Origin of the sequence: Caulobacter sp. NIBR2454, assembly GCF_027474405.1 — a bacterium.
In the GTDB taxonomy this organism is placed as follows: domain Bacteria; phylum Pseudomonadota; class Alphaproteobacteria; order Caulobacterales; family Caulobacteraceae; genus Caulobacter.
The window spans coordinates 3,554,569-3,580,878 of sequence record NZ_CP114871.1 but is presented as its reverse complement, the minus strand read 5'-3'; the positions used below and the strand labels follow the sequence as shown (position 1 = coordinate 3,580,878).

Sequence of the window (26,310 nt, the reverse complement as noted above, 5' to 3'; positions counted from 1 at the left end):
GCTAGGCCGCCTTCTTGCGCGCCCGGCCCATCATCAGGGTGCCCAGGATCGAGGCCAGCACCGCCGGCAGCTCCTTGCGGGCGGTGACGCGGTCGACCATGCCCTTTTCGACTAGGAACTCTGAACGCTGGAAGCCCGGCGGCAGGGTCTCGCGGATGGTCTGTTCGATCACCCGCTGGCCGGCGAAGCCGATCAGGGCGCCGGGTTCGGCCAAGTGCACGTCGCCAAGCATGGCGTAGGAGGCGGTCACGCCTCCCGTGGTGGGGTCGGTCAGGACGACAACGTAGGGCAGGCCGGCGCTTTTCAGCGACTGGATGGCCAGGGTCGTGCGGGCCATCTGCATCAGCGACAGGGCGCCTTCCTGCATCCGGGCGCCGCCGGCGGCGGTGTAGATCACTAGCGGGGCGTTGCGCTCGACGGCGGCTTCGGCGGCGGCGATGAAGCCCTCACCGGCGGCCATGCCGAGCGATCCGCCCATGAAGGCGAAATCCTGAACCAGCACCACGACAGGCAGGCCACCGATCTGGCCAAAGCCGATGGCCATGGCGTCCTGTTCGCCGGTCTTCTTGCGGGCCTCGATGAGGCGCTGCTTGTACGGCTTGCCGTCCGAGAACTTCAGCGGGTCCTCGGCCACCTTCGGGCTCGGCAGGATTTCGTGCTTGCCGTCGTCGAAGGTGTAGCGGAAGCGCGCCTCGGGGCCGATCCGCATGTGACGCCCGGCCGGGGTGACCCACAGGGCCGCCTCCAGATCGGGGCGATAGATCATCTCGCCCGTGTCCGGGCATTTGACCCAAAGGTTGTCAGGCGTCTCGCGCTTGACGAAGGCGCCGCGCACACCGGGCGCGATCTTGGCCAGCCATCCGCCGCGCGAACGCTCGCCCGACGCGGCCTTGGCCGCCTTGTCTGCCTTCTTGGGGTCTTGGGGGTCCGCCATAGCCATAGCCTTCACCACTCAAGCCTTCTTGGAACGTGCGAAGCGCACAGCGTTAGCAAGCTCTTCAGCTTTTGAAAGAACCGCTGAGGTCACGTTTTCGTTCGATGACAAATTCGATTCCAGCGCGTCGATGAGCGCCGAACCGACCACGGCCGCGTCCGCGATGCGCGCCACGGCGGCGGCGCGCTCGGGTGATTTGATGCCAAAACCCACGGCCACCGGCAGGCCTGAAGCGGCGCGAACCCGCGCTACAGCGGGGGCCACGGCGTCCGCGTCGGCTTCCAGCACGCCGGTCACCCCGGCGACCGAAACGTAATAGACAAAGCCCGAAGTGCGCTTGACCACCACCGCCAGACGCGCGTCGTCGGTGGTCGGCGTGGCCAGGCGGATCAGCGAAAGATTCGTCGCGTCCAGCGCATCGACCAGGGGGTCTGCTTCCTCCGGGGGGCAATCGACGACGATAAGGCCGTCGGCTCCGGCCGCGGCGGCGTCGTTGGCGAAGGCCTCGAATCCATAGTTCACCAGCGGGTTCAGGTAGCCCATCAGGATCACCGGAGTGTCCTGGTCGCCTTCACGGAAGGCGCGGACGGTGTCCAAGACGCCCTTGGTGGTCATCTTGCCGGCCAGGGCGCGCTGGCTGGCGCGCTGGATGGTCGGGCCCTCGGCCATGGGGTCGGAGAAGGGGAAGCCCAGCTCGATGATGTCGGCCCCGGCGGCGGGCAGGCCGCGCATGATCTCCAGCGCGGTCGCCGCGTCCGGATCGCCGGCCATGATGTAGGCCACGAAGGCCGCGCGGTCCTCCGACGCAAGCGCGGCGAAGCGACGGTCGATGCGGTCCTTGGTCAAAGTTGGCGTCCCAGGGCGTCGGCCACGGTGAAGATGTCCTTGTCGCCGCGACCGGACAGGCACACGGCGATCACGCCGTCCTTGCCGACGTCGCGGGCGACCTCGCCCAGCTTGGCCAGGGCGTGGGCGGTCTCCAGGGCCGGAATGATTCCTTCGAGCTCGGCGCACAGCTGGAAGGCCTCCAGGGCCTCCTTATCGGTGCAGGTCAGGTACTGGGCCCGGCCCACGTCGTGCAGCCAAGAATGCTCCGGACCGATGCCCGGATAGTCGAGGCCGGCCGAGATGGAGTGGGCGTCCAGAATCTGGCCGTCGTCGTCCTGCAGAAGGTAGGTGCGGTTGCCGTGCAGCACGCCCGGACGGCCGCCCGTCAGCGATGCGGCATGCTTGTCGGTACCCAGTCCGTAGCCCGAGGCTTCGACGCCGTAGATGCGCACGCCTTCGTCATTGAGGAACGGGTGGAACATGCCGATGGCGTTGGAGCCGCCGCCCACGCAGGCGACCACGGCGTCCGGCAGACGGCCTTCGGCCTCCAGGATCTGCTCGCGGGTCTCGCTGCCGATCACCGCCTGGAAGTCGCGAACCATGGCCGGATAGGGGTGCGGGCCGGCGGCGGTGCCGATCAGGTAATAGGTGTCGGCGACATTGGTCACCCAGTCGCGCATGGCCTCGTTCATGGCGTCCTTGAGCGTCGCCGCCCCGGAGGTCACGGGCCGCACTTCGGCGCCCAGAAGGTTCATGCGGAAGACGTTGGGCTTCTGACGGGCCACGTCGGTGGCGCCCATATAGACCACGCAGGGCAGGTCGAAGCGGGCGCAGACCGTGGCCGAGGCGACCCCGTGCTGGCCGGCGCCGGTTTCGGCGATGATCCGCGTCTTGCCCATGCGCTGGGCCAGCAGGATCTGGCCCATGCAGTTGTTGATCTTGTGCGCGCCCGTGTGATTGAGCTCTTCGCGCTTGAAGTAGATTTTCGCGCCGCCGAAGTGCCTGGTCAGGCGCTCGGCGAAATAGAGCGGGCTGGGGCGGCCCACATAGTGGGTCAGGTAGCCGCGAAGCTCGGCCTGGAACGCGGGGTCGGCCTTGGCCTGCGCATAGGCGCGGTCAAGTTCGAGAACCAGCGGCATCAGGGTCTCGGCCACGTAGCGACCGCCGAATTCGCCGAAGCGACCGGCGGAATCCGGATAGGCCGAATAGTCGTTGGGCTTTGCTGTCAGACTCAATTGAGACTCAGGCGCGGCGTACGGCGGGGGAGAGGCCGTTACAAGAGACGGCTCCTTTAGTCCCGCAAGGCCTTCGACGCCAGTAGAAACGACCGGCGCCCCAGCGCCGGTCGCTCAAATTCCGCCTAGAATTCCAGGCGCAGGCCCATGCGGAATGTGCGGCCCATGGTGTCGTAGAGGTTCCGGTTGGTCTGCGGGTAGCCGACTGTATTCTCGGCGCCGAGGTTGTTGGGGTTGCCCAGCAGGACCGGCTCGGAATTGAACAGGTTCTTGACCGAGAAGAAGGCCTCGCCACCCACGCCGCTGACCTCGAAGTCATAGGCGGCCTGGACGTCGAAGTAGAGGGCCCCTTTGATGCTGTTGTCGTTGATCGTGTAGTACGGCGCGACGCTGGCCGGGCATGCGCTCTGGCACTCGGTGTAGGCGTTGCTGACGACGCCGTCGCTCACGCCCCGCGCCGTGACGTTGAAGGTCCAAGGATCCAGCCCATAGGTCGCCGTCAGGCGATAGACCCAGTCGGGCGTGCTGGTGGTGTTGGCGCCGGCCAGGTCTATGGCGGTCACCCCATCGTCGGTGACGTTCTCGATATAGTGGGTGAACATCGCCCGCAGGGTCAGGGCGCCCTTGGCCCAGGATGCGACGTCCTCCAGATCGGTGCGGTACGAGGCCTCTATGTCCAGCCCCTTGGCGGTCATCTGGTTGAGGTTGTCGTAATAGAGGTCGATCGTGCTCAGCACGCCGTTCGTGAACTTCAGGTTCGAGCAGTAGGATGAGACGTTCTGGATGTAGCAGTAGTCAGCGACCTGCTGGGCGGTGACGAAGCTGATCACCCCGTCCACCTTGATGTCGTAATAGTCGATCGACGCCTGGACGCCGGGCAGGAAGCGAGGGGAGACCACCACGCCGACGCCGTAACCATCCGCGACCTCGGGCTTGGCCTGCGGGTTGCCCTGCAGGTTCTGGACGAAGGCGACCGAGACGCCGTTGATGTTCACCGAATTGCTGCGCGCGGTGCCAGCGTCGTAAAGCTCGCTCATATTGGCCGCGCGGATATCGCGTGAGGCCGAGGCGCGGAACTTGATGTCGGGGATCGGCTGGTAGGTCAGGCCCGCCTTCCAGGTTTTGACGGTTCCTGAGGTGCTGTAGTCGGTGACCCGGAAGGCGCCGTTGAAGTCCAGGCCCGTCAACAGCGGCACGACCGCTTCGGCATAGGCCTCGACCACATCGTACTCGCCGCGGGTGACGCGGAAGTTGCCGTATTTCCAGCCGCTCTCGTATTGCGGATCGACTGAGCCGGACATCTTCTCCTTGCGGTACTCGGCGCCGGTGGCGAACGAGATGGGCCCGGCCCAACCCTGGATGCTGCTGGTGGTGACGTTGAAGGCGGCGACGTCCTGCTTGAAGACCTGATCGCGCAAAGGCGTGCCCAGCACGTAGTTGAGGGCCGCCTGGCTGGCGACCCCGACCCCGAAGCGGTTCAGGGGCACGCAGCCATTGGTCGGGTTGGTGATCGTCGAGCGGCAGACGATCTGGCCATTGCTCAGCACCGCGTCGGTCGCGAGGGTCAGACGCGCGGTGTTCCAGGTCGGGGTCAGCTGCTCGTGGGTCTTGGTCTCGCCATGCTGGTAATAGGCGTCCCAGGCAAAATCGAGCCCCAAGGCCGAGAAGTCGCCCTTGCCGCCGACCACGTAGCGCTCCGTCTCGCGTGAGATGGCGCTGCCCGAGGCGGGCATGTCGATGTTGCTGGTGCCCATGGTGAAGGACGTCAGGCCCAGGCTTGTCATCTGCGTCCTGACCGAGGCGGGCAGGAAGGCGTTGTCGGACCGGATCGTGATGCCCGTCTGGGTGGGCGAGATGTAGTAGCTCAGCCCCTCGTACTTGGCGTAGGAGCCCTGGATGAAGAGCTCGATATTGGGCGTGATCTCATAGCTCGCGCGTCCGAAATAGCTTTCGCGATCCTCGTCCGGGATCAGGGTGTTGGTGCCCACGATCCCAGAGGACGAATAGTCCCAGTCGCCGCCGACCATCCACTGGCCTGACACCGCGCCGTAGGCCAGCTGGTTCACCGCGCCATTGACCCCGAAATAGGTGCCCCGCAGCGGGCCGGCGGTGATCAGGCCGCCCGGCGTGTAGGTCGAGATGCCCACCTTGTCGCTGACGATGTAGTAGGGCGCGCCCGCCGACAGGTCGGTGTTGCGGATGGCGAAATAGCCGCTGCGGTTCCAGTCGCGGTCCAGGGTGTGGACGCCGTCCTGGCCGACCCACTCGGCGCTGGCCAGGAAGTGCCCCTTGCCGCCCGCAAAGCCGCCGCCCGCGGTGACGTTGAACTTCCAGTTCTCACCGTCGCCATAGGTCGTCTCGCCATATTCCAGCGACGACTTAAGGCCGGTGTATTCCTTGTCGAGAATGAAGTTGACCACCCCGCCGATGGCGTCCGAGCCGTAGGCCGAGGAGGCGCCGCCGGTCACCACCTCGACGCGCGAGATCAGCGATTGCGGAAAGGTGTTGGTGTCCACCTGGCCGGTGGCGGCCGACACGACCGAGCGCTGACCGTCGAACAGCACCAGCGTGCGCCCGGTGCCGAGCGCGCGCAGATTCAGGGCGCTGATGCCCGCCGCGCCGTTGCTGAGCGAGCCGGAGGAGTTGGCGGCGGTGGAGCTGCCGGCCACTGAGGGCAGGGTGTTGACGAAGTCGGCGATGTTGGCCGGAGCTGCAGCCGAGATTTCCTCTGTCCCCAGAACGTTGACCGGCGTCGGAGCGGCGTAGCCGTCGCGGGCGATGCGCGATCCGGTGACGAGAATTTCCTCGATCTCGGCGGCGCCAGCTTCCTGCGCCACAGCGCTCTGGCCCCAGGCCGCGATCACCGCGAGACTGGCGGTGGCGAGCGCGCACCGCCGGATATTCGACGTTAGTCTATTGCCGATCGAGAGATTCATTTTGCGCCCCCAAGGCGGATAAGGTCAGGAAATCGTTGAGGTACTCACGAAACAAACTGGCGTTCTCGCCCGAGCCGCGGCCGCTATGTCCGCAGGAGCGCCTGGTTGTTTTCCCTAGCGCCGCACGCATGAGCTGCAATAAGCAGCGCATGGTCGACAGCGACGCGCCCCTAAGATCGGCGGCCTCATTCATCCGGACCGCCTGTGCCTCAGGATTTGTGAATATTATCGGGGGTGGGTGCGACGACTTGCGCCAAGACGGAAATCGCCGTCAGAAATAAGATTCTGCTGCAGATTTATACACGGGGTCCTCCAAAGCATGGCGAAATCCGAACAGCTGGACCTTGATCAGGTCGATTATCAGCTCCTAGAGGAGCTTTGCGCCGATGGCCGTGCTTCGGACGTCTGGTTGGGGGAAAAGATCAATCTTTCCAGCACCGCCGTGGCGCGCCGCCGCAAGGGTTTGGAGGAGCGGGGCGCCGTACTTGGCTATTCGGCGGACCTGAACCTGCCGATGCTGGGCTATAGCGTGGTGGTGTTCGTCGCCATCGAGCTGAGCTCCCAGGCCGAGCGCGCGCTCAACGAGTTCGAGCGCGAAGTGGTCAAATGTCCGTCCATTTCCTACTGCGGCTTCGTGTCGGGCGACACCGACTTCCTCGTTATGCTGCATGTGGAGTCCTTCGAGGACTATGACCGGGTCTATCGGCGGGAGCTGTCGACCCTGCCTCACGTGGCCAAGATTCGAAGCAGCTTCGTGATGCGGGAGGTGGCTCGCCGCGGCACGCCTCCGATCGTCTTTCAAGACAAGGAGTAGCCGCCGGTCCCTTGCGGAGCCGGCGGTCTGAAGCCCTCTGTCTACTTGGCGGGCGGATAGGCGATGCCGAGCTGGTCCAGATAGGTCTTGTGCTTCTTGGGGTCGTAGTAGAACGGCTCCATCTTGGGCCGCATGCGAGCCATGATCTCGGTATTGAGATGGATGGCGGGCTTGTCGTCCTTGGTCAGCACGGGGTCGTACTTCTGGTCCTTCAGCTGGACCGTCTGGAAGTAGGTCTTGGCCTCGGCCACCAGGGTCGGCGTGGTCACCAGGTCAAGAATGGTCAGGGCCACCGCCTTGGCGCCGGCTTGGGCGCCCTTGTGGGCGATAGGTGTGGCCATGGCCATGGCCGAGGTCACGTTGTGGCCGATGGCGTTGGGCACGTTCGACGGAAAGCGGATGGTTATGGTCGGCACCGTCCACATGATGTCGCCGATATCGTCCGACCCGCCGCCCATGGAGGGGCCGCGACCATCTGGCGTGGACAGCGCTGCGACCTCGGTCGCCAGCGGCTCGATCTTGAACTTGTTGGTCTCCTGCAAGGCCTTGGCGAAAGCCTGATCGGCCTCGGACCACTGGGGCATCCCGACCCGCTTGATGTTGGCGTAGGCCGCCTCGGCCAGGGGTTTGTTGCCGTAGTTGGGCGCGGCGTAGCCCAGCAGGCGACGCTCCACCGTCGTGTCGGTGGCCATGGCCGCGGCCTCCGAAATCTTGGTCCCGAGTTCGTAGAGGTTGCGGATGGAGTCGAAGGTCTGCTCGCGGAAATAATACCAGACCGTCGCCGTGCCCGGCACGATGTTGGGCTGGCCGCCGCCGTCGGTGATCACATAGTGCGACCGTTGGGTCACCGGCAGATGCTCGCGCCGCATGTTCCAGGCGGCGTTCATCAGTTCCACCCCGTCCAGGGCGCTTCGGCCGGCCCAGGGCGCGCCCGCGGCGTGCGAGGTCTTGCCGTGGAAAGTGTATTCCACCGACACCATGCCGTTGTTGCCCGCCGGTCCCCAGCCCGTGGAGAAGTCCCGGCTGACGTGGGTGAAGATCGAAGCGTCGACGTCCTTGAACAGGCCGTCGCGAACGTAGAAGGCCTTGGTCGCCAAAAGCTCCTCGGCGACGCCCGGCCAGATCATCAGGCGGCCGGGGAGCTTGTTCTTGACCATCACGTCCTTAGCCGCGAGCGCGGCGGTGACGATCAGCGGCATGCCCGAATTGTGGCCTTCGCCATGGCCGGGCGCGCCCGCCACCTGGGGTTTGATGTTCGGATCGCCGGGGACTTGGGACAGACCCAGCAGGGCGTCGATATCGCTGCCCAGCGCGATCAGCGGGCCGCCGGTTCCCCAGGTGGCCGTCCAGGCGGTCGGCATGCCGGCGACGCCGCGTTCGATCTTGAAGCCGTTCTTTTCAAGAATGCCGGTGATGTACTCGGAGGTCTTGAACTCTTGGAAGCCCGGCTCGGCGAAGCTGAACACCGAGTCGACCATCTCCTGGGTCAGCTTGGCGCGGGCGTCCACGCCGCTGATCGCGGCCGTGCGCATGGCTTCGGTGGGCTCGGCGTGCGCGGCCACGGCAGGCAGCGCCATGGCGGCGCCGAGCAGTAGCGCTCTCAAGCCTCGGCTTCTCAGAATATGCATGTGTCGACCCCCGGTGTGATGTGTTCGCGGCCAGCGCCAGTGAAACGGCAAGCTGGGCCAGGCTAGAAGCTTAGTCGCAAAGTGCACGCAGCATTTCTGCGTCAAATAGGAAAAAGACGTCAAAAAGCTGCGCTGCGTAAAAATTGCACCACGGCTTCGGGCGCGCGTAAATCTCTGGGCGTCGAAAATCACCGAATTTGCATCGGTGAGCGATCTGGCGGCGATTCCAGCGACCGATGCTTGATTGCTGATCGCTTGGCGGGCGTCAGCCCCGGCGGACAGCGTCCAGGAACGCGCTGACGAGGGCCGGGTCCTTCTGACCGGGCCCGCGCTCGACGCCTGACGAGACGTCCACGAGGGGGGCGTCTGATTGTTCGACCGCGTCGCGCACGTTCCAAGGGTCGAGCCCGCCAGCCAGGAACCACGGGCGTTTAAAGCGACGGTTCTTGAGCAGGGTCCAGTCGAACCGTGCGCCGGTGCCGCCCGGCAGGTTTGAGTCCTGGGGCGGCTTGGCGTCGAACATCAAATGCTCGGCCACCTCCTCAAAGGCTCGCGCCCCTTCGATGTCCTGCGCGGTGGAGACTGAGATGGCCTTGATGATCCCCGCGCCGGTGCGGGCGGCGATGTCGCGTGCCCGGTTTGGCGTCTCCTTGCCGTGGACCTGGATCAGGTCGGGCGCCAGGGTCTTCATCAGACGATCCAGCAAGGCGTCACTTGGATCGACGGTGACAGCCACGATCTTGACCCGGCCCCGCACGGGCAGGGCTAGTCGGCCGGCGGCCGCGGGGTCTATGTCGCGCGGGCTCTTGGGGAAAAAGACGAAGCCGATGTGCGAGGCGCGCCCGTCGAGGGCGGCCTTAACCGCCTCTGGCGTCGACAGTCCGCAGATCTTGGCCGTGGTCATGAGGGCGATGTGCGCCCGGAAGGTTTGCCGCGCAAGTCTTGACAGCGCTGTCATCAACAGTGTCGATAGCGCTCCGCTAAAAGCGATAAAAATGATCGGGGAGGATCGAATGGTACAAGTCGGCGGCGCGTCCGTGAGTGCGGGCGTTCAAAAAGGCGGCGGCTTCCTGCTGCCCTGGGTCATCGTACTGTTCTTCGCCTGGGGCTTCTCCACCTGCCTGGTGGATCTGATCGCCCCGGCGCTGAAGGCGGTGTTCACCCTCACCAATTTCGAGGCGGGGCTGACGCAGTTCGCCTTCTTCCTCGGCTATTTCGTCATCTCCCTGCCGGCCAGCGCCCTGGTCTCCAAGCTGGGCTACCTGCGCTCCATCGTCGTCGGCCTGCTGGTGATGATGGTCGGCTGCCTGCTGTTCGCCCCCGCCGCCAACGCCGGCGTGTTCTGGGGCTTCCTGGCGGCCCTGTTCATCCTGGCCTCGGGCATCACCATTCTGCAGGTGGCGGCCAACCCGGTGGTCACCTTGCTGGGCAAGCCGGAAACGGCGTCGAGCCGCCTGACCTTCGCCCAGTTCCTGAACTCGTTCGGCACCTTCATCGCCCCGTTCATCGGCTCGGCGATGATCCTCAGCCACATTGAAAAGGCGCCGGACCCGGCGACCCTGACCCAGATTCAGCTTGAGACCCTGCGCCATACCCAGGCTCAGGCGGTGCAGGCGCCCTACATGATCATCGCCGGCGTGCTGGCGGTCCTGGCCCTGATCTTCTTCCTGCTGCGCAATCACGACCACGCGCCCAAGCCGGAAAAGGCCCCCAGCCTGAGCGAGATGTTCGGTCTGCTGGGTCACAAGCGCCTGGCCTTCGCGGTGCTGTGCATCTTCCTCTATGTGGGCGCCGAGGTGTCCATCGGCACCTATCTGACCAACTATCTGAGCCAGCCCGATACCTTGGGACTGTCGCTGTCCCAGGCAGGTCACATGGTCGCCTACTACTGGGGCGGGGCCATGGTCGGCCGCCTGATCGGCGCGTGGGTCCTGGCGCGCGTCTCGCCTGGCAAGGTGCTGGCCTTCTGCGCGGTGGGCGCGGCGGTGTTCATCGCCATCTCGGCCTTCTCCACGGGCGTGACCGCCGGCTATGCGATCATCGCGGTGGGCCTTTTCAACTCGGTGATGTTCCCGACCATCTTCAGCCTGGGGCTGCAGGGCATGGGCGTGAAGATGCCGGCGGCGTCGGGCCTGCTGTGCATGGCCATCGTCGGCGGCGCCCTGTTGCCGCCGGCCACCGGCCTGCTGGGCGACCACGTCGGCCTGGGCCTGGCGTTCCTGCTGCCGGCGGTCTGTTATCTGGTCATCGCCCTCTTTGGATGGACCACGCGCAAGCCGTTTGTGGAGGTCGAGCCAGCGCCGACCATCACCAACTGATCTGAGAGCGGCGGGCCTCTAGCGGGCCCGCCGTTTTGCTTTGGCGGCCCAGACGATGGCCGCACTCGAAAGCAAAATACCTGTCATCAGGCCGGCCACGGCCCAGATACCCTCAGGCGTCACGCGAACCTCCGCCCGACCGCCAAACGGACCGGCTCGAAATTCGGCGAGCGCCGATTGCTCATCACGATGGACGCTCTGGTCGCCGGACATGGAAACCTCCTCGCGGGTTGATGACCGACGCCCTGGCGCTGGTCAGCGATAGGGCGACATCGAGTATGGGCGCTCGGCCTTGCCGGTCCCCCATGTCTTGTTGGGCATGGCCTGCATGACGAAGCGCAACTCGCCGCCGGCCAGGATATCTTCGTGGCGCAGCACCGCGCGGGTCAGCGGCTTGCCGTTTAAGCGGGCCGAGCCGATGTAGCGATTGGCGTCCGAAAGCCCTTCGGTGACGATGTCGAAGCGCTTGCCGTTAGGCAGGTTCAGGGTCGCCTTCTCAACGAAGGGGCGGCCGATGACGTACTCGTTCGAACCGGGCGCCACCGGGTAGAAGCCGAGTCCCGTGAACACCAGCCACGCCGACATCTGGCCCAGGTCGTCATTGCCAGACAGGCCGTCCGGGGTCGGCTTGTACTGACTCTCGACGATCTGCTTGAGCCGCTCTTGGGTGCGCCAGGGCTGGCCAGCGTGGACGTACTGGTAGGCCGCCTGATGGCTGGGCTCGTTGCCGTGGATGTACTGGCCGATCAGGCCGCTGATGTCCTCGGCGTGCGAATAGTCGAGCTTGGAGTTGTCGTAGTCGAACATGGCGTCCAGCTTGCCGACCAGCGCCGCATCACCACCCAGGGCCGCGATCAGGCCCGACGTGTCGTGCGGCACGTACCAGCTATACTGCCAGGCGTTCCCCTCGGTGTAGTCGGAGCCGTAGTTGATCGCCGTCGGGTCGAAGGGCTCGCGGAACGTCCCGTCGCTCTTGCGGGCGCGGACGAAGCCCGTCTTGGCGTCGAACACGTTGCGCCAGTAGGCGGCGCGCTTGTCGAACTTCGCCGCCGTCTCGGCATCCCCCAGATCGCGAGCCATGCGTGCAATGGTCCAGTCGTCGAAGGCGTATTCGACGGTCTTGGACGCGCCTTCCGGCGACTTGTCGATCGGCACGTAGCCGCGCGCCATATACTCATCGAGGCCGCCATACGGACCGTACTCGGCGCTGGCCACCATGGCTTCCAAGGCCGCCTTGCCGTCAAAGCCCCGCACGCCCTTCATCCACGCGTCCGCGATCACGGGTACGGCGTGGTACCCGATCATGGTCCAGGTCTCCTGGCCGTGGAACGACCAGACCGGCAGGATGCCGAACGGGCTGACCTTCTGTGACGCCAGCAGCGAGTTAACGAAATCGGCGTTGCGCGCCTGCGGCTGGATCAGCGTCAGCAGCGGGTGCTCGGCGCGGTAGGTGTCCCACAGCGAAAAGGTCGAGTGAAAGCGGAAGCCCTTGGCCGTGTGGACGGCGTTGTCGGGACCCCGGTAGCGACCGTCCACGTCCATGAACAGGGTCGGCCCCATGAGCGTGTGGTACAGCGCCGAATAGAGTGACGCCTTCATCGGGGCGGGCGCTTCCATCTCGACGGCCGACAAGGCCTGGTTCCAGCTGGCGCGCGCGGCGGCCTTCACGCCGTCGAAGTCCCAGGCGGGGACCTCGGCGTCGAGGTTGCGCAGGGCGTTGTCTTCGCTGACGCCGCTGATCGATACCTTGACCAGCAGCTCGTCGCCGGCCGCCAGGTCGCCAAAGTCGAGCGCGCCGACCATGGCGCGGCCTTCACGCTGGGCGGGGTCGGGCTTGCCATGCGCGGGCTGTCGAAAACCGTTGTAGGCGATGTTCTGCTCGCGGTTCAGGAAACTGTGGCTCTTGAGCGGACGCGAAAAGCGCATGGCGAAGTACAGCTGCCGGGCCGGCGCCCAGCCGCGCGTCTCACGCATGCCCGTGACCGCTCCGTCCGGCCGCAGGCGCAGGCGCGACCACAGGACCTTGCCGTCGTAGTCGTAGATGGCGTGTCGCAGATCGACGACCACATGGGCCGGTCCCGCCTTGGTGAAGCGATAGCGATGCAGGCCGACCCGCTCGGTGGCGGTCAGTTCGGCCTTCACCCCATTATCGATCAGATCGACCGAATAAAAGCCTGGCGAGGCGGTCTCGGTCTTCTTGTCGATGCGCGAGCGATAGCCGACGCCAGTTTCGCCGGGGTCCAGCTTCGCCGCGCCGCTCATGGCGGTGACCAGGATATCGCCGAGGTCCGAGTGGCCCGACCCGGAGAAGTGCGTGTGCGAGAAACCCAGCATTGTCTGGTCGCCATGCTGGTAGCCGGCGGCCCAGGGATAGCTGTCCTTGCCGAAATGGGCGGTCTTGGTGTCGGGGCTGAGCTGAACCATGCCGAAGGGCACGGTCGCGCCGGGAAAGGTGTGGCCATAGCCGCCTGTGCCGATGAAGGGATCGACGAAGGCCGCGGGGTCCTTGGTCTGGGCTGTGGCGACGCTCGCCAGGGTGATCGCCAGAACGGCGCAGACGCCCGCTACAAACTCGCCAGCCTTCATCACCCCGCTCCCCAGGATTTCGGATTTCAGGTCGTCAGCTTAGCCGACGCGAAGCCTTGCGAAAGCAGGGTTTGACGTCGCCCTCCCTCAAATGAGCCTCGCTCAAGCTTGGAACGGGCTTCCTTTTGGCCGTGTTGTTCTGCGCAAAAATGGGAGAAGCCCCATGCGCGAGATCATGATCGGAGCTGTCGCAGCCCTTTTGCTGAGCGGCGGCGCCGGCCGGGCCGACGAGAACAAGCCCAGCATGGTTCAGAACCTGGCTGGAGCCGTCGGCAGCGTGGCCGGCAGCACCGCTGGCGCGGCGGCCGGGCCGGTCGCCGGCGCCGCGGGCGGAATTGTTGGCGGTCATATCGGCAAGGGCGTCGGCGGCCTCGTCACCAAGATCATTGGCGGCGGCAAGAAGAACAAGAAAGACGCCCAGACCGCGGCGGCGACAGGGTCCGTCACGCCCGCTGCAGCGCGTGTATCGGGGCCCGCGCCTCTGAGCCTGCCGGACGCACCTGCGGCAACGCCGGGTTCTGCGCCAATCTTGGCCTTGCCGGACGCGCCGGCGCCCAGAGCCTAGGGGCGCTTTTTCAGCTCGTCGCGAATCTCGGTCAGCAGAACTTCGCTGGGGGTCGGTGCAGAGGTGGCGGCGTCAGCTTCCTCCGCCTGCTGACGGCGCAGGGTGTTGACGATCTTGACCAGCACGAACACCGCCATGGCCACGATAACGAACTGGATAATGGTGTTGATGAAGGCGCCGTACTGAATGGCGACCTTTTCGATCTCTTCGGTGGCGGGATTTTCCGGCCGCAGCACCCATTCAAGTTTCGAGAAGTCGAGCCCGCCCGTCGCCAGACCGATGGGCGGCATCACCACCTGATCGACCAAGCTCTTTACGATGCTGTTGAAGGCCGCGCCGATGATCACCCCGACGGCGAGGTCGATGACGTTGCCCCGCGCGATGAATTCCCGAAATTCCTTGAAGATGCTCACATCCGCCTCCTGACTGTCCTCGATTGGCGCAGGCTGGCCGGGTCGCCCGCCAGGGTCAAGCTTGGCTGGAGCCAAGCGGTGTGCGACGCGTTGGTGCCTCAAGTGATCAGCCGTGGAGTTGTAGATGTTCGATGCGCCGCCGACCGTTGATGCGGTCGTGGTTACGGCTCCGCGCCTTCCCGACGCCCCGGCTGCGGCCGTCTTCTCCTCGGTGCAGATCGAGCCGCGCTTGCTGTCCGCGCGTCCTCGGGTCGATGATGCGCTTAAGAGCGCGCCCGGCGCGTCGCTCTTCCGGCGCACCGGCTCGGGCATCGCCAATCCAACGACCCAGGGCCTGTCACTGCGCTCGATCGCGCCCTCGGGCGCCGGCCGGGCTTTGGTCACCTTGGACGGCGCGCCGCTCAATGATCCGTTTGGCGGCTGGGTGATCTGGACTCAGGTTCAGCCGGCGACCTTGGGGGGCGCCCAGATCGTGCGGGGCGCCGGCGCTGGTCCCTTTGGGGCGGGCGCCCTGACCGGGGTGGTGCGCCTGCAGACCGCAGACGGGACGAACGACGATCTGCAGCTGGAGTTGGCGGGCGGCGATGAGGGCTATGGCCGGGCCGCCGTTCTGGCTCGCGGGGCAGGTCGACGGCTGTTGTTGGCCGGGGCCTATGAGCGCTTCGATGGCGAGGTTCCGGTGCGTGGGCCCAGGCGCGGCGCCGCGGATACGGCGATCGGCCTGGAGAGTACGGGTCTGTCCGCCGCTTTCGGCGACCAACTGGGTGATGTCGCCGTGGGCCTGCGGATCGCCGGTTGGCGCGAGAAGCGCGGCGCGGGCCTAGTGGGGGCCGACAGCGTCGCCTCGGGCAAGAGCGTCGCCGTTTCCGCTGCGCGTCTGGCGGAAGACGGCCGTCCGGGCTGGCGGTTGCAGGCCTGGGCCATGGAGAGCGACCTTCGCAATGGCTCGGTCGCCACGGCCGCAGGCCGCACCGGCACTACCCCAGCCAATGATCAATATGCGACGCCTGCCCAGGGCTATGGCCTGAACGCGGCCCTGCGCGGCGCTTGGTGGGAGATCGGCGTCGATGGCCGCTTGTTCGAGGGCGAAAGTCGCGAACGCTTCCGCAACATGGGCGGCGCCTTCACCCGCACCCGCGTGGCCGGCGGCCAGGCTTCGGTGGCCGGGCTCTATGGCGAGGCCTGGCGTGAGAGCGGCCCGCTGCTGCTGACCGCCGGGGCGCGCCTCGACCGCTGGTCCTCCAGCGACGCCAAACGCCAGGAGCGCGACATTGCAACCGGCGGCTTGGTCCTGGACGAGCGTACTGCCGATCAGGACGGGACGACGCCGACCGCCCGGGCAGGCGTGCGCTATGCGCTGGCGAGCGATTTCTTCCTGCGCGCCGCCGCCTATTCCGGCTTTCGCCCCGCGACCCTGAACGAGCTGCATCGCCCATTCCGCGTCGGCAATGACATCACCGAGGCCAATGCCGGCCTGGAGCCGGAGCGGTTGTTTGGCGGCGAACTGGGCGCAGGCGGCGACCTCGCTGGTCTGGCCTGGTCGGTCACCGCCTTCGCCACCCGGCTGGAGGACGCGATCGCCAATGTCACCATCGGCGTCGGCCCGGGCACATTCCCGGTGGCCGGCTTCGTCCCCGCCGGCGGTGTGCTTCGCCAGCGCCAGAACGTCGGCCAGATCGAGGCCGTCGGCCTGGAGGCCGAGGCCTCACGCGATGTCACCGACCGTCTACGGCTACGGGCCGCCCTGTCAGCCACCGACGCTCGGGTCGATGGCGGCGGTCAGGCCGCCCAGCTGACCGGCAAGCGGCCGGCCCAGGCGCCGATCTGGACGGCCACGGCCGGGGGCGAATGGCAAATGGGCGAGCGGCTGACCGCCGCCCTGGACCTGCGATACGAAAGCGGGCGTTGGGAGGACGATCTCAACACGCGCCGACTGTCACCAGCCCTCACCGCCGATCTGCGGCTCGACGCGACGGTCAGCCGCCGCGCCCGCCTGTTTTTGGCGGTCGATAATCTGTTCGATGCGAATGTGGAGACGGCCGAGACCGCCGATGGCGTGGAGAGCTTCGCGCCAGGTCGGCTGGTACGGGCGGGGATCGTTCTGCGGCGCTAGCGCCTATTCGTCGCCATCGGCGTTAAGGCGGGCGCGCAGTTCCTTGCCGCTCTTAAAGAACGGCACGTGCTTGGCCCGCACCTCGACGGTCTCGCCGGTGCGGGGATTGCGCCCCGAGCGGGCGGGCCGCGAGCGGACGGAGAAGGCGCCAAAGCCGCGCAGCTCGACCCGGCCGCCCTTTTCCAGGGCGACGATCATCTGGTCGAGAATGACGCCGACGACGCGTTCGATGTCCTTTTGGGTCAGGTGCGGGTTCTCGCCAGCCAGTTTGGCGATGAGCTCCGACTTGATCATCTGGTCCCCCGGAAAGAACAGGTAGGCGAATACGCGCTGGGTCGGCCCGCGGGGCGACCTTTGCCCAAGGAAGTGTGAGTCTTCAAGAGGCTACGGGTGCAAGGCGTAGCGTTGGGTGGTGACTAAAAAGAAAACGGCGGCCCGGAGAACCGGACCGCCGCAATCTTAGTCAGCAGGCTAGGACGATTAGTCCTTGGCCTTGTCGCGCAGAGCCGCGCCGAGGATGTCGCCCAGCGAGGCGCCCGAGTCGGACGACCCGAACTGCTCGATGGCTTCCTTCTCGTCGGCCAGTTCCAGGGTCTTGATCGACAGCGACACGCGGCGAGCCGCCTTGTCGATGTTGGTCACCTGGGCGTCGATGCGGTCGCCCACGGCGAAACGCTCCGGACGCTGCTCCTGACGGTCGCGCGACAGGTCCGACTTGCGGATGAACGCGCTCATCGGGGTGTCGTCCTCACCGAAGCGGACTTCGATGCCGCCCGAGGTGATTTCGGTCACCGTGACGGTGATCGTCTGACCCTTGCGGTAGGTGTCGCCGGTCATCGGGTCGCCGCCGAGCTGCTTGATGCCCAGGCTGATGCGTTCCTTTTCGATGTCCACGTCGAGGACGCGAGCCTTGACGATGTCGCCCTTCTTGTAGCGCGCCATGGCTTCTTCGCCCGGAACGCTCCAGTCGATGTCCGACAGGTGGACCATGCCGTCGATGTCGTTGTCCAGGCCGATGAACAGGCCGAACTCGGTGGCGTTCTTGACTTCGCCTTCGACGTTCGAGCCGACCGGATGGGCTTCCAGGAAGGCGTCCCACGGGTTGGCTTGAGCCTGCTTCAGGCCCAGCGAGACGCGGCGCTTGGACGGATCGACGTCCAGCACGACCACATCCACTTCCTGCGAGGTGGAGACGATCTTGCCCGGATGGACGTTCTTCTTGGTCCAGGACATTTCCGAGACGTGGACCAGGCCTTCAACGCCGGCTTCCAGCTCAACAAACGCGCCGTAGTCGGTGATGTTGGTGATGCGGCCCGTGAACTTGGCGCCGACCGGGTACTTGGCTTCGACACCGTCCCACGGATCCGACTGCAGCTGCTTCATGCCGAGGCTGATGCGCTGGGTGTCCGGGTTGATCTTGACGATCTGCACCTTCACCGTGTCGCCGACGGCGAGCACTTGCGAGGGGTGCGAGACGCGCTTCCAGCTCATGTCGGTGACGTGCAGCAGGCCGTCGATGCCGCCCAGGTCCACGAACGCGCCGTAGTCGGTGATGTTCTTGACGACGCCTTCGCGGATTTCGCCTTCCTGCAGCTGGCTGACCAGCTCGGTGCGCTGTTCGGCGCGGGCTTCTTCCAGGATGGCGCGGCGCGACACGACAATGTTGCCGCGCGGACGGTCCATTTTCAGGATCGCGAAGGGTTGTTCCTTGCCCATCAGCGGGCCGACGTCGCGGACCGGACGGATGTCGACTTGGCTGCCCGGCAGGAAGGCCGAAGCGCCGCCCAGGTCGACGGTGAAGCCACCCTTCACGCGGCCGACGATGGCGCCCATGACCGGTTCGTTCTTGGCGTAAACGCCTTCCAGACGGGTCCAGGCCTCTTCGCGGCGAGCCTTGTCGCGGCTGATAACGGCTTCGCCGAGGGCGTTTTCGAGGCGTTCCAGGAACACTTCGACGTTGTCGCCGACCTTGATGGTGGGCTTGCCGTTATCGTCCAGGCCGAATTCCTTCAGCAGGATGCGGCCTTCGGTCTTCAGACCGACGTCGACGATCGCGAAGTCCTTCTCGATGCCCACGACTTTCCCGTGAACGACGCTGCCTTCCATGAAGTCGCGGCCGCCCATGGCGTTGTCGAGGAGCGCGGCGAAGTCGTCGCGGCTCGGGTTCATGCTCATATCGTCAGCCATGCTGATCTTGGTCTCTACAGGGTTGGGGGACGGCCAAAACGGGTGCGAACACCGACGGTTCTTGGACGTCCAGGTGAAATGTAGTGAAGGTGATGTCCCGCGGCGGTCGCTGGTCGGCGCGTTGGATTTGGCCTCTTCCGGTCAAAGACCGGCCTTGGCGCGCGCCGCCTCGACGATACGGCGGGCCGCATCGATGGCCGCGTCTATAGTCTTTTCGGACGTATCCAGCAAGACCGCGTCCGGCGCCATGGCCAGGGGCGCGCTGTCGCGACCGCTGTCGCGTTCGTCGCGTTTGCGGATGTCGGCCAGGATATCTTCATAGGTCACGGCCTCGCCCTGGCCGCTGAGCTGGCGCCAACGACGCTCGGCGCGGATTTCCGGCGTGGCGGTGACGAACAGCTTGGCCTGGGCGTGGGGGGTGATCACCGTGCCGATATCGCGGCCGTCCAGCACCGCGCCAGGTTCCTGGGCGGCGAAATCTTTCTGCAGGGCGAGCAGGGCCGCGCGGACCCCGCCATGCACGGCCACGCGGCTGGCGGCCTCGCCGGCGGCGCGGGTGCGAACGTCCGGACGCTCAAGCTCGGCAAGGTCCAGATTCTGAGCGCAGGCCTGCGCCGCCTTCGCGTCGTCCAGATCGCCGCCTTGGTCCAGCAGGCGCACGCCCACGGCGCGATAGAGCAGGCCGGTGTCCAGGAACGGGTACCCGAAGTCCTTGGCCAGTACGCTGGCGATGGTGCCCTTGCCCGAGGCGGCCGGCCCGTCGACGGCGATCACGAAGCCCATCGTGCTCATGCCTCCGAGACGTCGGCGCCCAGGCCGCGCATCAGGTCGGCGAAGCCGGGGAAGCTGGTGGCGATCATGCCGGGCTCGTCCACGGCCACGCCCGCTTGCGCCGCCAGGCCCAGGACCAGATGGCTCATGGCGATGCGGTGGTCGCCGTGGGTCGTCACGGTCCCGCCCCCGCGCGGTGGCTGGCCGGTCCCGGTGACGATCATGCCCTCGGGCTCTTCCTCGACCTGCACGCCGCAGGTTTTCAGGCCGCCAGCCGTCAGGGCGATGCGGTCGCTTTCCTTGACCCGCATCTCGCCGATGCCGCGCATCACCGTCTGGCCTTCGGCGAAGGCCGCCGCCACCGCCAGGATCGGATATTCGTCAATCATCGACGGCGCGCGTTCCGGCGGCACGACGACGCCCTTCAACGCCGAATGGCGGGCGGTCAGGTCGCCGACTTCTTCGCCGCCGGCCATGCGGCGGTTCTCGATGGTCAGGTCCGCGCCCATTTCGATCAGGGTGTCGAACACGCCGGCGCGCAGGGTGTTGAGCATGACGCCCTCCACCGTCACCGCCGAACCCGGCGTGATCAGGGCCGCGACGATGGGAAAGGCGGCGGACGACGGATCGCCCGGCACGTCCACATGGGTGGCGGCGAGCTTCTGGCCGGCGGGCAGGCGGATATGGCGCGCGCCGTCGCGATCTTCGACCTCAACCGTCGCCCCAAAGGCGCGTAGCATCCGCTCAGTGTGGTCGCGAGTGGCTTCCGGTTCGATGACCTCCACGTCGCTGTCAGCGTTGAGACCAGCCAGCAGCACGGCGGACTTCACCTGGGCCGACGCCATGGGCAGGCGATAGGACAGGCCCTTGAGGCCTCCGCCGCGAAGAGTCAGGGGCAGACGGCCCCGGTCGCGGCCAATCCAGGTCGCGCCCATTTCGCCAAGGGGGTCGAGAACCCGGGCCATGGGACGGCCGCGCAGGGACTGGTCCCCGGTGAAGGTGGCGCTCATCGCATAACCGGCGGCCGCGCCCATGATCAGGCGCACGCCGGTGCCGGCGTTGCCGCAGTCGATGACGTCGCTGGGCTCGGCCAGCCCGCCCTGTCCCTCGATACGCCAGGCCTTGTCGCCGGTCCGCGTCACCATCGCGCCGAAGGCCTGCATGGCCGCGGCGGTGCGCAGAACGTCGTCGCCTTCCAGCAATCCTTCAACCGTTGTGGTCCCCGTCGCCAGGGCTCCGAGGATCATGGAGCGGTGGGAAATCGATTTGTCGCCGGGGATTTTGATGGTCCCCGAGAGCGCCTTGCCAGGAGCGCTCTTCAATCCAGCGGCGTTCGTGCCCAAAACGGGGTTCCCTAAAGCTTGCGTGAAGGTATTGATATGAGAGGGGTTTGCTTTTGACAGCGGCCCCCGCGCGTGGCAAGGGAGCCGCCGCTTTCGCTCAAGCCCTTCCTGAGAGGATCGCCTCCTTGGCCAATCCCGAACTCGGCGCAAAACAGATCTGCCCGAACTGCCAATCCAAGTTCTATGACCTGGGCAAGCGCCCGGCTGCCTGCCCCAAATGCGGCGAGCAGTTCGATCCTGAAGAAGCCATCCGCAGCCGCCGGGTTCGCGCCCGCGCCGTGACGCCTGACTACGATTCCGACGACGAGAAGGAAGCGCAGGTCAAGCAACCCGAGACCGAGGACGGTTTCGAGGACGAGGTGGATCAGACCCCGGAAATCGACGAAGCGGCCGAAGAGGTCGTGGAAACCGATGACGGCGACGACTCCGAACCCGGCGTCGTGGCTCCGGGTGGTGACGACCTAGGCGTCGATTTCGCCGAGGACGAAGACCTGGCTGAAGAAGAAGCCGACGACGTGCCCTTCCTCGAGGACGAGGAAGAAGACTTCGAAGACGCCGACATCGAAATCCCCGGCGCCGGCGACGAAGAAGACCGCTAAAAAGCAGGCGCGAAAAAATCTTTCCGGGAGGCTTGATCCAAAAAGTCTCCCGGAATAGGTTCCGCGCCTCGCTCGGGGGGACACACCAGACCCGCCGGGAGAACCTTACGGTTCTGGGGCTATAGCTCAGCTGGTAGAGCGCTTGAATGGCATTCAAGAGGTCAGCGGTTCGACTCCGCTTAGCTCCACCATTAGGGCCCGGACGGCGACGTCCGGGCCCTGTCCATTTCAGCCTCCCGCCATCGCCGGAACCTTCACCATAAGGCGCACGTTTCAAGCTCCGACATTCAGTCGGAGAATTTGGCTATGCGCGGCAAACTTATCGGCGTCACCGCCGCCATCGCGACCCTGCTCGCCGGGGCCTGCACCACCACCGATCCCTACAGCTCCACTCCAAGGCGCAACAACACCGGCACGGGCGCCATCGCCGGCGCCCTAGGCGGCGCTTTGCTCGGCTACCTGACCAACACCAACAGCGGCGAGCAGGGGCGCAAGAACGCCCTGATCGGCGCCGGCGTGGGCGCCTTGGCCGGGGCCGGCATCGGCCACTATATGGACCGCCAGCAGCGCGCCATGGAGGCGGAGCTGTCGGGTTCCGGCGTTGGTGTCCGGCGTGAGGGTGACAACCTGATCCTGGTGATGCCCTCGGACGTCACCTTCGCCACCAACCAGTCCAATATCGACGGACGTTTTGCGCCCGTACTCGATGATGTGGCCAATGTGCTGCGCCAGTACGACCAATCCATGGTCGATGTCGTCGGCCACACAGACTCAAGCGGCGGCGACGCCATCAACCAGCCGCTGTCGGAGCGCCGCGCCTCTTCAGTGGCGTCCTACCTCATCGAACGCGGCGTCATGCGCGAACGGCTCTATGTAGCCGGCGTAAGCTCGCGCCAGCCGGTCGCCGACAACAGCACGCCCGACGGTCGCGCGCGCAATCGGCGTGTCGAGCTGCTGATCCGCCCCTTCACCGGGTGAGCAAGCGGTCGGGAACCTGAACGGCCCAGCTTCGTTATGGCTGAGCTAGTTCAGCAGTGTCCCCCAAGAGATTGCGACTTTCGCCCCGGTCTTTCAGGCCGGGGCGCTTTCTTGTCGCCGCGTCGCGGACCGCGAATCCGGATGTGGTGACGCGCTCCGCTCTCTCGCTCAGGGCGGCAGCCAATTCAGTGCAAAATCAAAATGGGATGTCTGTCCCGACCACGGTGACTCTCTCGACGATCCGGTCGTGCGGGAAGTAGTCGAGCACCGCGTAGTGTTGTGTCGCGCGGTTGTCCCAAAAGACGATGGCGTTCTGGCTCCAGCGGAAGCGGACCTGATACTCGGGGGCCTTTACCCGGTCGGTGAGGTAAGTCAGGAGTTCGCGGCCTTCGTCCTCGTCCAGACCCAGGATACGGGTCGTGAAGACGGGGTTGACGAACAGGTGCTTCTCCCCCGTCTCCGGATGGGTGCGGACCACGGGGTGTGCGCGAGGCGGATACTCTCGGCTTAGCTGTTCGCGCCGCTCCTCGCGGACCCGATAGCCGAAGCTCTGAAGGATGTCGTGCTCAGCCTTCAGGCGGCTGATCTTCTCCTTCACCGATGTGGGCAGGTCTTCGTAGACCGCGTTCGTGTCAGCGAAAATGGTGTCTCCGCCCAGGGGCGGCAGCAAGCGTCCGCGCAAGATGCCCCCGAAGGATGGCCTCTCCCGAAAGGTCACATCGGTGTGCCACTTGTTGGCTGGGCGGGCGATGGGGAGAAGCTGTTCGGTGATCTTAAGACCATCCGCAGCCTCGATGTGCAGGATCTCAGGATAGCCGGGCACGGTCGCGGTGACCGGGTGGCCCTCCAGATCGCCGAAGTAGCGACCAAATCGGATATGGTCGTCGTGACTGATGTCCTGGTCGCGAAAGAATAGAACCTTGTAGCGGGTGAGCGCTCCGCGGATGGCGGCGGCCTCCGTGGCCGACAACTCCTGTCTCAAATCCACCCCGGTGACTTCAGCGCCGAGAAGCGGTCCGGCGGGGGTGAAGGTGAGACCCTCAATGACTTCGGTCTCGAAACGTTTGCGGTCAGTGATGGCGTTCATGCACGCCTCCTTTTCAGTGAGGACTACGGTGCTCAGTGACGACGCTCTGTGCAGCTTCGCGCGGATCGCCGATGTCGTCGATCCGCGCTCGGCCGTATCGGACGACGAAGGGGAGGGACGCCGTCTACGGCGAAACCCTACTCAACAAATAGGAATTGATCTTTGCAGTTTTTCTAGCTCCTTGATTAGGCGCTTTAGCGCCCGATTGTAGTCTTCTGTTCAATGAAGATAGGAGCCAGCGCTCGCGCCCCCACTTAACACTGGGATAGATTTTCTGGCTTAGGCCAATCCCTCCTCGCATTTAATTCCTACAAAACTAGTCTGATTTAAGTGGGGATCATCCATGTCGAAAATCACCATCGCGGTCTTGGCCGCTCTGGCGTCCGCAAGTGTGCCAGCTCTCGTTCATGCACAGGGCGCATCAGGCGGCGGAGGCGCGGCCGAAGTTGAGGAGTTGGTGATTACGGGCACCAATATCCGCAGCGCCCGTGCGCAGGGCTTCAACCCTGTCCAAGTCATCGGCCAAGAAGAGGTTCAGACCTCCGGCAAGGTCACCGTCGCCGACCTTCTGCGTTCGATCTCGGCCAACACGGGCAACTCCACCAATGAGACCAGCAACAGCGGCTGGGCGTCCGGTTCGGCCGGCATCGGCCTTCGGGGCCTGTCGCAGAAGAACACCCTGGTGCTCCTGAACGGGCGGCGGGTCGCCAACTACGGTTTTCCATCCAACGGACTGTCCGACACCTTCGTCAATCTGAACGCCCTCCCGCTGAACGCGGTGCAGCGGATGGAGGTGCTGAAGGACGGCGCCTCGGCCGTCTACGGCTCGGACGCCGTGGCGGGGGTCGTCAACATCATCACCCGCCAGAACTTCCAAGGCGTGGAGGGCGGCGCCAGCTACGGGACGTCGGGTGAAGGGGGTCTCGACACTTGGCGCGGCAAGCTTGTCGCGGGCTTTGGCGATATTGACGATGACGGATGGAACATCCTTTTCAGCGCCGAAGCCTATGAGCGCGAGCGTCTGGACCAGGATCAACGCGAGTTGACCGACTCCGGCATCTACTCAGGCCGGCCAGGTGGTCGATGGAACGGCTGGAGCGCCAAAGGGGCCCGCTTTCTTGTAAACGGAGCGTCCGTACCCCTGGTGGACTCTGCGGGTCGCTGCCCGGAGGGCATGCTGCTGACGGCGAGCGCGCCGATCGACGGCCTCGCCGGCAATACCTGCGCCATCAATCTGGCGCCCTACACCACGCTCATCCCTTCGACCGATCGCTATCAGGCCTATCTTCACGGGACTGCTCGGCTGTCCCCGAACGTCGAGGCTTTCGGCGAGGTCATCTATAGCTACATCAAGGGGGCCTCCATCTTCGGCTCGAGCCCATATTTCACGCTGGAGGGCGGGCGCTTCGCGCTGAACGCCAATACAGGTCTGGCCGAGCCAGTTTCAAATCTCCTGCCGGCCAACAGCCCTTACAATCCCTATGGGACGCCGACGCAGATCGAATACACCTTCTTTGACCTCGGCCAGTCGCTCAAGACCAACATCTCCAAGGCCTATCGCGCCTTGGCCGGGGTGCGTGGGGACGGCGGCCGGATCGAATGGGAGTTCGCCGCCTTCGCCTCAGCCAGCGACGAACGCGAGACAGTGGCGGCCGGCTTCGCCAACCGCTGGAGCCTGGCCGCCGCTCTGGCGAACGGCAGCCTGAATCTGCACGAACCCGGCGCAACGCCGACAGCCGTGCTTGATGGCATTCGCCTGAGCACGGTGCGCCCCGCCAAGTCTGAGCTTTACGGCGCCGACTTCAAGTTTTCCGGTGAGCTCTTCGAATTGCCGGCCGGGCCGATCAGCTACGCCGCGGGCATAGAGTATCGCAAGGAAAGCCTTGTCTCCAAAAATCCGTGGCAGATCGATGCGGGGCTACAAATCCGCCCGGCCATCGCCGCCGTGGACGGCGAGCGGGAGGTTGTCGCCGGCTATGCCGAGCTCAATCTTCCGATCCTGTCGAACTTGGAGCTTCAGCTCGCCGGACGGGGCGACCACTATAGCGATTTTGGCAGCGCCTTTTCGCCAAAGGCCGGGTTGCGTTGGCGGCCGCTCGATATCCTGACGGTCCGGGCGTCGGCTTCGAAGGGGTTTCGGGCTCCATCTCTGTCAGAGAACTCGGCGTCGACCAACATCTCCTACGGCACCGTGGTCGATCCTTATGATCCCGATATCCGCGGCTCGCGTCAGAGCCCGACCTTTTTCACTGTCGGGAACACCAACCTTGAGCCGGAGCGCACCAAATCCTACAACCTAGGCCTCGTCGTGACGCCGCGCCGCAACACCGTGCTGAGCATCGATTGGTACCGGATCGAGCTGGACAACCTGATCGGCACCAACAACACCACCACCATCGTCCAGACCAACAATCCCGCTGACGTGATCCGCGACGCCCGCGGCAAGCTTGTGGCCGTCTACAACCGCTACCAGAACCTCACCGAGCTCAGAACGTCGGGCTTCGACGTCGAGCTCAGTCAGCGGCTTCAGACCGAGCGGTTCGGGGATTTCTCCCTTTCAAGCGCCTACACCCATGTCATCGACTACCGGCGTCCAGCGGCGGTTGGGGGGCCTCTGATCAACTATGCCGGCAACAACCGGGGCGCCACTTTGCCGGCCGACAAGGCCACCACGCGCCTCGGCTGGAACTTCGCCGACCTGGACGCCAACGTAACCTGGTACCACACCAGCGGTTACGACCTCATCCCGACGGTTGCGGGACAGAGCCGAGTCGATGACTACAATCAATTTGACCTCTATGTCGGATGGTCGGGCGTGGAGAAGGTGACCTTCTACGCCAAGGTCGAGAACCTCTTCGGCGAGAAGCCGCCGTACGACGCCAACTTCCCAGGCATTCGCGCGCCGTACGACTTCAGCCAGTACGATCTGCGCGGACGCTATTTCCAGATCGGTTTCGACTATCGTCTCTAAGCTC

Annotated in this window: 22 protein-coding genes and 1 tRNA gene; 8 read left to right on the top strand and 15 right to left on the bottom strand. The window is 65.5% G+C overall.

The features are described from left to right. Position 1 precedes the first annotated feature (1 nt). The 5 genes from O5K31_RS17260 to O5K31_RS17240 form a co-directional block, all read right to left on the bottom strand. Positions 2 to 940 (bottom strand): acetyl-CoA carboxylase carboxyltransferase subunit beta, encoded by a 939-nt coding sequence (locus tag O5K31_RS17260; protein ID WP_269717096.1) that lies wholly within the window; start codon positions 938 to 940, stop codon positions 2 to 4. Between the two features lie 12 nt (positions 941 to 952). Continuing rightward, positions 953 to 1,780: a tryptophan synthase subunit alpha gene (gene trpA, locus O5K31_RS17255; RefSeq protein ID WP_269714982.1), complete on the bottom strand. Its 828-nt coding sequence runs from the start codon at positions 1,778 to 1,780 to the stop codon at positions 953 to 955. Then, complete coding sequence (gene trpB, locus O5K31_RS17250) at positions 1,777 to 2,997, bottom strand: tryptophan synthase subunit beta (protein WP_269714981.1); 1,221 nt, start codon at positions 2,995 to 2,997, stop codon at positions 1,777 to 1,779. The genes trpA and trpB overlap by 4 nt, the downstream gene beginning before the upstream one ends. A 125-nt stretch (positions 2,998 to 3,122) precedes the next feature. Continuing rightward, positions 3,123 to 5,933, bottom strand: coding sequence for a TonB-dependent receptor plug domain-containing protein (locus O5K31_RS17245; RefSeq protein WP_269714980.1), 2,811 nt, complete (start codon positions 5,931 to 5,933; stop codon positions 3,123 to 3,125). After that, positions 5,911 to 6,126, bottom strand: a complete 216-nt coding sequence (locus O5K31_RS17240) for a hypothetical protein (RefSeq protein ID WP_269714979.1) — start codon at positions 6,124 to 6,126, stop codon at positions 5,911 to 5,913. Before O5K31_RS17240 ends, O5K31_RS17245 begins: the two co-directional genes overlap by 23 nt. Before the next feature lie 126 nt (positions 6,127 to 6,252). On the opposite strand from O5K31_RS17240, the gene O5K31_RS17235 reads away from it, so the two are divergent. Next, positions 6,253 to 6,747, top strand: coding sequence for an Lrp/AsnC family transcriptional regulator (locus O5K31_RS17235; RefSeq protein ID WP_269714978.1), 495 nt, complete (start codon positions 6,253 to 6,255; stop codon positions 6,745 to 6,747). Between the two features lie 41 nt (positions 6,748 to 6,788). On the opposite strand, the gene O5K31_RS17230 is transcribed toward O5K31_RS17235, so the two are convergent. Beyond that, complete coding sequence (locus O5K31_RS17230; protein ID WP_269714977.1) at positions 6,789 to 8,351, bottom strand: amidohydrolase; 1,563 nt, start codon at positions 8,349 to 8,351, stop codon at positions 6,789 to 6,791. A gap of 289 nt (positions 8,352 to 8,640) precedes the next feature. Further along, the gene (locus O5K31_RS17225) at positions 8,641 to 9,279 is read right to left on the bottom strand and encodes a phosphoribosylanthranilate isomerase (RefSeq protein WP_269714976.1); all 639 of its coding nucleotides are present in this window, start codon (positions 9,277 to 9,279) and stop codon (positions 8,641 to 8,643) included. Between the two features lie 109 nt (positions 9,280 to 9,388). Here O5K31_RS17225 and O5K31_RS17220 point away from each other — a divergent pair, with 109 nt between their 5' ends. After that, positions 9,389 to 10,693: a sugar MFS transporter gene (locus O5K31_RS17220; protein ID WP_269714975.1), complete on the top strand. Its 1,305-nt coding sequence runs from the start codon at positions 9,389 to 9,391 to the stop codon at positions 10,691 to 10,693. Positions 10,694 to 10,711: 18 nt separating this feature from the next. Here O5K31_RS17220 and O5K31_RS17215 read toward each other — a convergent pair whose 3' ends face one another. Together O5K31_RS17215 and O5K31_RS17210 are read right to left on the bottom strand one after the other, a co-directional pair. Continuing rightward, the gene (locus tag O5K31_RS17215) at positions 10,712 to 10,906 is read right to left on the bottom strand and encodes a hypothetical protein (RefSeq protein ID WP_269714974.1); all 195 of its coding nucleotides are present in this window, start codon (positions 10,904 to 10,906) and stop codon (positions 10,712 to 10,714) included. Positions 10,907 to 10,948: 42 nt separating this feature from the next. After that, positions 10,949 to 13,279, bottom strand: a complete 2,331-nt coding sequence (locus tag O5K31_RS17210) for a GH92 family glycosyl hydrolase (RefSeq protein ID WP_269714973.1) — start codon at positions 13,277 to 13,279, stop codon at positions 10,949 to 10,951. A gap of 163 nt (positions 13,280 to 13,442) precedes the next feature. Between O5K31_RS17210 and O5K31_RS17205 the strand changes: the two genes are divergently transcribed. Next, positions 13,443 to 13,844: a hypothetical protein gene (locus O5K31_RS17205; protein ID WP_269714972.1), complete on the top strand. Its 402-nt coding sequence runs from the start codon at positions 13,443 to 13,445 to the stop codon at positions 13,842 to 13,844. On the opposite strand, the gene mscL is transcribed toward O5K31_RS17205, so the two are convergent. Then, positions 13,841 to 14,257: a large-conductance mechanosensitive channel protein MscL gene (gene mscL, locus O5K31_RS17200; RefSeq protein ID WP_269714971.1), complete on the bottom strand. Its 417-nt coding sequence runs from the start codon at positions 14,255 to 14,257 to the stop codon at positions 13,841 to 13,843. The two genes, O5K31_RS17205 and mscL, sit on opposite strands and share 4 nt — an antisense overlap. Before the next feature lie 124 nt (positions 14,258 to 14,381). Here mscL and O5K31_RS17195 point away from each other — a divergent pair, with 124 nt between their 5' ends. Then, positions 14,382 to 16,370: a TonB-dependent receptor gene (locus O5K31_RS17195; RefSeq protein WP_269714970.1), complete on the top strand. Its 1,989-nt coding sequence runs from the start codon at positions 14,382 to 14,384 to the stop codon at positions 16,368 to 16,370. Positions 16,371 to 16,373: 3 nt separating this feature from the next. Here the strand turns inward: O5K31_RS17195 and O5K31_RS17190 are convergent, their stop codons facing one another. From O5K31_RS17190 to aroA, 4 genes are all read right to left on the bottom strand, one after another. Continuing rightward, positions 16,374 to 16,664: an integration host factor subunit beta gene (locus O5K31_RS17190; protein ID WP_269714969.1), complete on the bottom strand. Its 291-nt coding sequence runs from the start codon at positions 16,662 to 16,664 to the stop codon at positions 16,374 to 16,376. A 186-nt stretch (positions 16,665 to 16,850) separates the two neighbouring features. Beyond that, positions 16,851 to 18,557 (bottom strand): 30S ribosomal protein S1, encoded by a 1,707-nt coding sequence (gene rpsA, locus O5K31_RS17185; protein ID WP_269714968.1) that lies wholly within the window; start codon positions 18,555 to 18,557, stop codon positions 16,851 to 16,853. Between the two features lie 141 nt (positions 18,558 to 18,698). Further along, positions 18,699 to 19,340: a (d)CMP kinase gene (cmk, locus tag O5K31_RS17180; protein WP_269717094.1), complete on the bottom strand. Its 642-nt coding sequence runs from the start codon at positions 19,338 to 19,340 to the stop codon at positions 18,699 to 18,701. 5 nt (positions 19,341 to 19,345) lie between these two features. Continuing rightward, positions 19,346 to 20,671, bottom strand: coding sequence for a 3-phosphoshikimate 1-carboxyvinyltransferase (aroA, locus tag O5K31_RS17175; protein WP_269714967.1), 1,326 nt, complete (start codon positions 20,669 to 20,671; stop codon positions 19,346 to 19,348). Between the two features lie 125 nt (positions 20,672 to 20,796). On the opposite strand from aroA, the gene O5K31_RS17170 reads away from it, so the two are divergent. From O5K31_RS17170 to O5K31_RS17160, 3 genes are all read left to right on the top strand, one after another. After that, positions 20,797 to 21,270: a TIGR02300 family protein gene (locus O5K31_RS17170; protein WP_269714966.1), complete on the top strand. Its 474-nt coding sequence runs from the start codon at positions 20,797 to 20,799 to the stop codon at positions 21,268 to 21,270. A gap of 115 nt (positions 21,271 to 21,385) precedes the next feature. Further along, positions 21,386 to 21,461: transfer RNA gene (locus O5K31_RS17165), tRNA-Ala, on the top strand. 115 nt (positions 21,462 to 21,576) lie between these two features. Beyond that, positions 21,577 to 22,248, top strand: coding sequence for an OmpA family protein (locus O5K31_RS17160; protein ID WP_269714965.1), 672 nt, complete (start codon positions 21,577 to 21,579; stop codon positions 22,246 to 22,248). Between the two features lie 196 nt (positions 22,249 to 22,444). On the opposite strand, the gene O5K31_RS17155 is transcribed toward O5K31_RS17160, so the two are convergent. Then, positions 22,445 to 23,335, bottom strand: a complete 891-nt coding sequence (locus O5K31_RS17155; protein ID WP_269714964.1) for a TauD/TfdA dioxygenase family protein — start codon at positions 23,333 to 23,335, stop codon at positions 22,445 to 22,447. 343 nt (positions 23,336 to 23,678) lie between these two features. Between O5K31_RS17155 and O5K31_RS17150 the strand changes: the two genes are divergently transcribed. Next, a complete protein-coding gene (locus O5K31_RS17150) occupies positions 23,679 to 26,306 on the top strand; it encodes a TonB-dependent receptor (protein WP_269714963.1) in 2,628 nt (875 codons plus the stop codon). The last annotated feature ends 4 nt before the right edge of the window (positions 26,307 to 26,310 follow it).

Coding starts and splice junctions, on each gene's coding strand:
- O5K31_RS17245 (WP_269714980.1), bottom strand. CDS start 5,933: ATGAATCTCTCGATCGGCAATAGACTAACGTCGAATATCCGGCGGTGC.
- O5K31_RS17260 (WP_269717096.1), bottom strand. CDS start 940: ATGGCTATGGCGGACCCCCAAGACCCCAAGAAGGCAGACAAGGCGGCC.
- O5K31_RS17160 (WP_269714965.1), top strand. CDS start 21,577: ATGCGCGGCAAACTTATCGGCGTCACCGCCGCCATCGCGACCCTGCTC.
- O5K31_RS17215 (WP_269714974.1), bottom strand. CDS start 10,906: ATGTCCGGCGACCAGAGCGTCCATCGTGATGAGCAATCGGCGCTCGCC.
- O5K31_RS17235 (WP_269714978.1), top strand. CDS start 6,253: ATGGCGAAATCCGAACAGCTGGACCTTGATCAGGTCGATTATCAGCTC.
- O5K31_RS17210 (WP_269714973.1), bottom strand. CDS start 13,279: ATGAAGGCTGGCGAGTTTGTAGCGGGCGTCTGCGCCGTTCTGGCGATC.
- rpsA (WP_269714968.1), bottom strand. CDS start 18,557: ATGGCTGACGATATGAGCATGAACCCGAGCCGCGACGACTTCGCCGCG.
- O5K31_RS17150 (WP_269714963.1), top strand. CDS start 23,679: ATGTCGAAAATCACCATCGCGGTCTTGGCCGCTCTGGCGTCCGCAAGT.
- O5K31_RS17205 (WP_269714972.1), top strand. CDS start 13,443: ATGCGCGAGATCATGATCGGAGCTGTCGCAGCCCTTTTGCTGAGCGGC.
- O5K31_RS17155 (WP_269714964.1), bottom strand. CDS start 23,335: ATGAACGCCATCACTGACCGCAAACGTTTCGAGACCGAAGTCATTGAG.
- O5K31_RS17195 (WP_269714970.1), top strand. CDS start 14,382: ATGTTCGATGCGCCGCCGACCGTTGATGCGGTCGTGGTTACGGCTCCG.
- O5K31_RS17220 (WP_269714975.1), top strand. CDS start 9,389: ATGGTACAAGTCGGCGGCGCGTCCGTGAGTGCGGGCGTTCAAAAAGGC.
- O5K31_RS17240 (WP_269714979.1), bottom strand. CDS start 6,126: ATGAATGAGGCCGCCGATCTTAGGGGCGCGTCGCTGTCGACCATGCGC.
- O5K31_RS17190 (WP_269714969.1), bottom strand. CDS start 16,664: ATGATCAAGTCGGAGCTCATCGCCAAACTGGCTGGCGAGAACCCGCAC.
- O5K31_RS17225 (WP_269714976.1), bottom strand. CDS start 9,279: ATGACCACGGCCAAGATCTGCGGACTGTCGACGCCAGAGGCGGTTAAG.
- cmk (WP_269717094.1), bottom strand. CDS start 19,340: ATGGGCTTCGTGATCGCCGTCGACGGGCCGGCCGCCTCGGGCAAGGGC.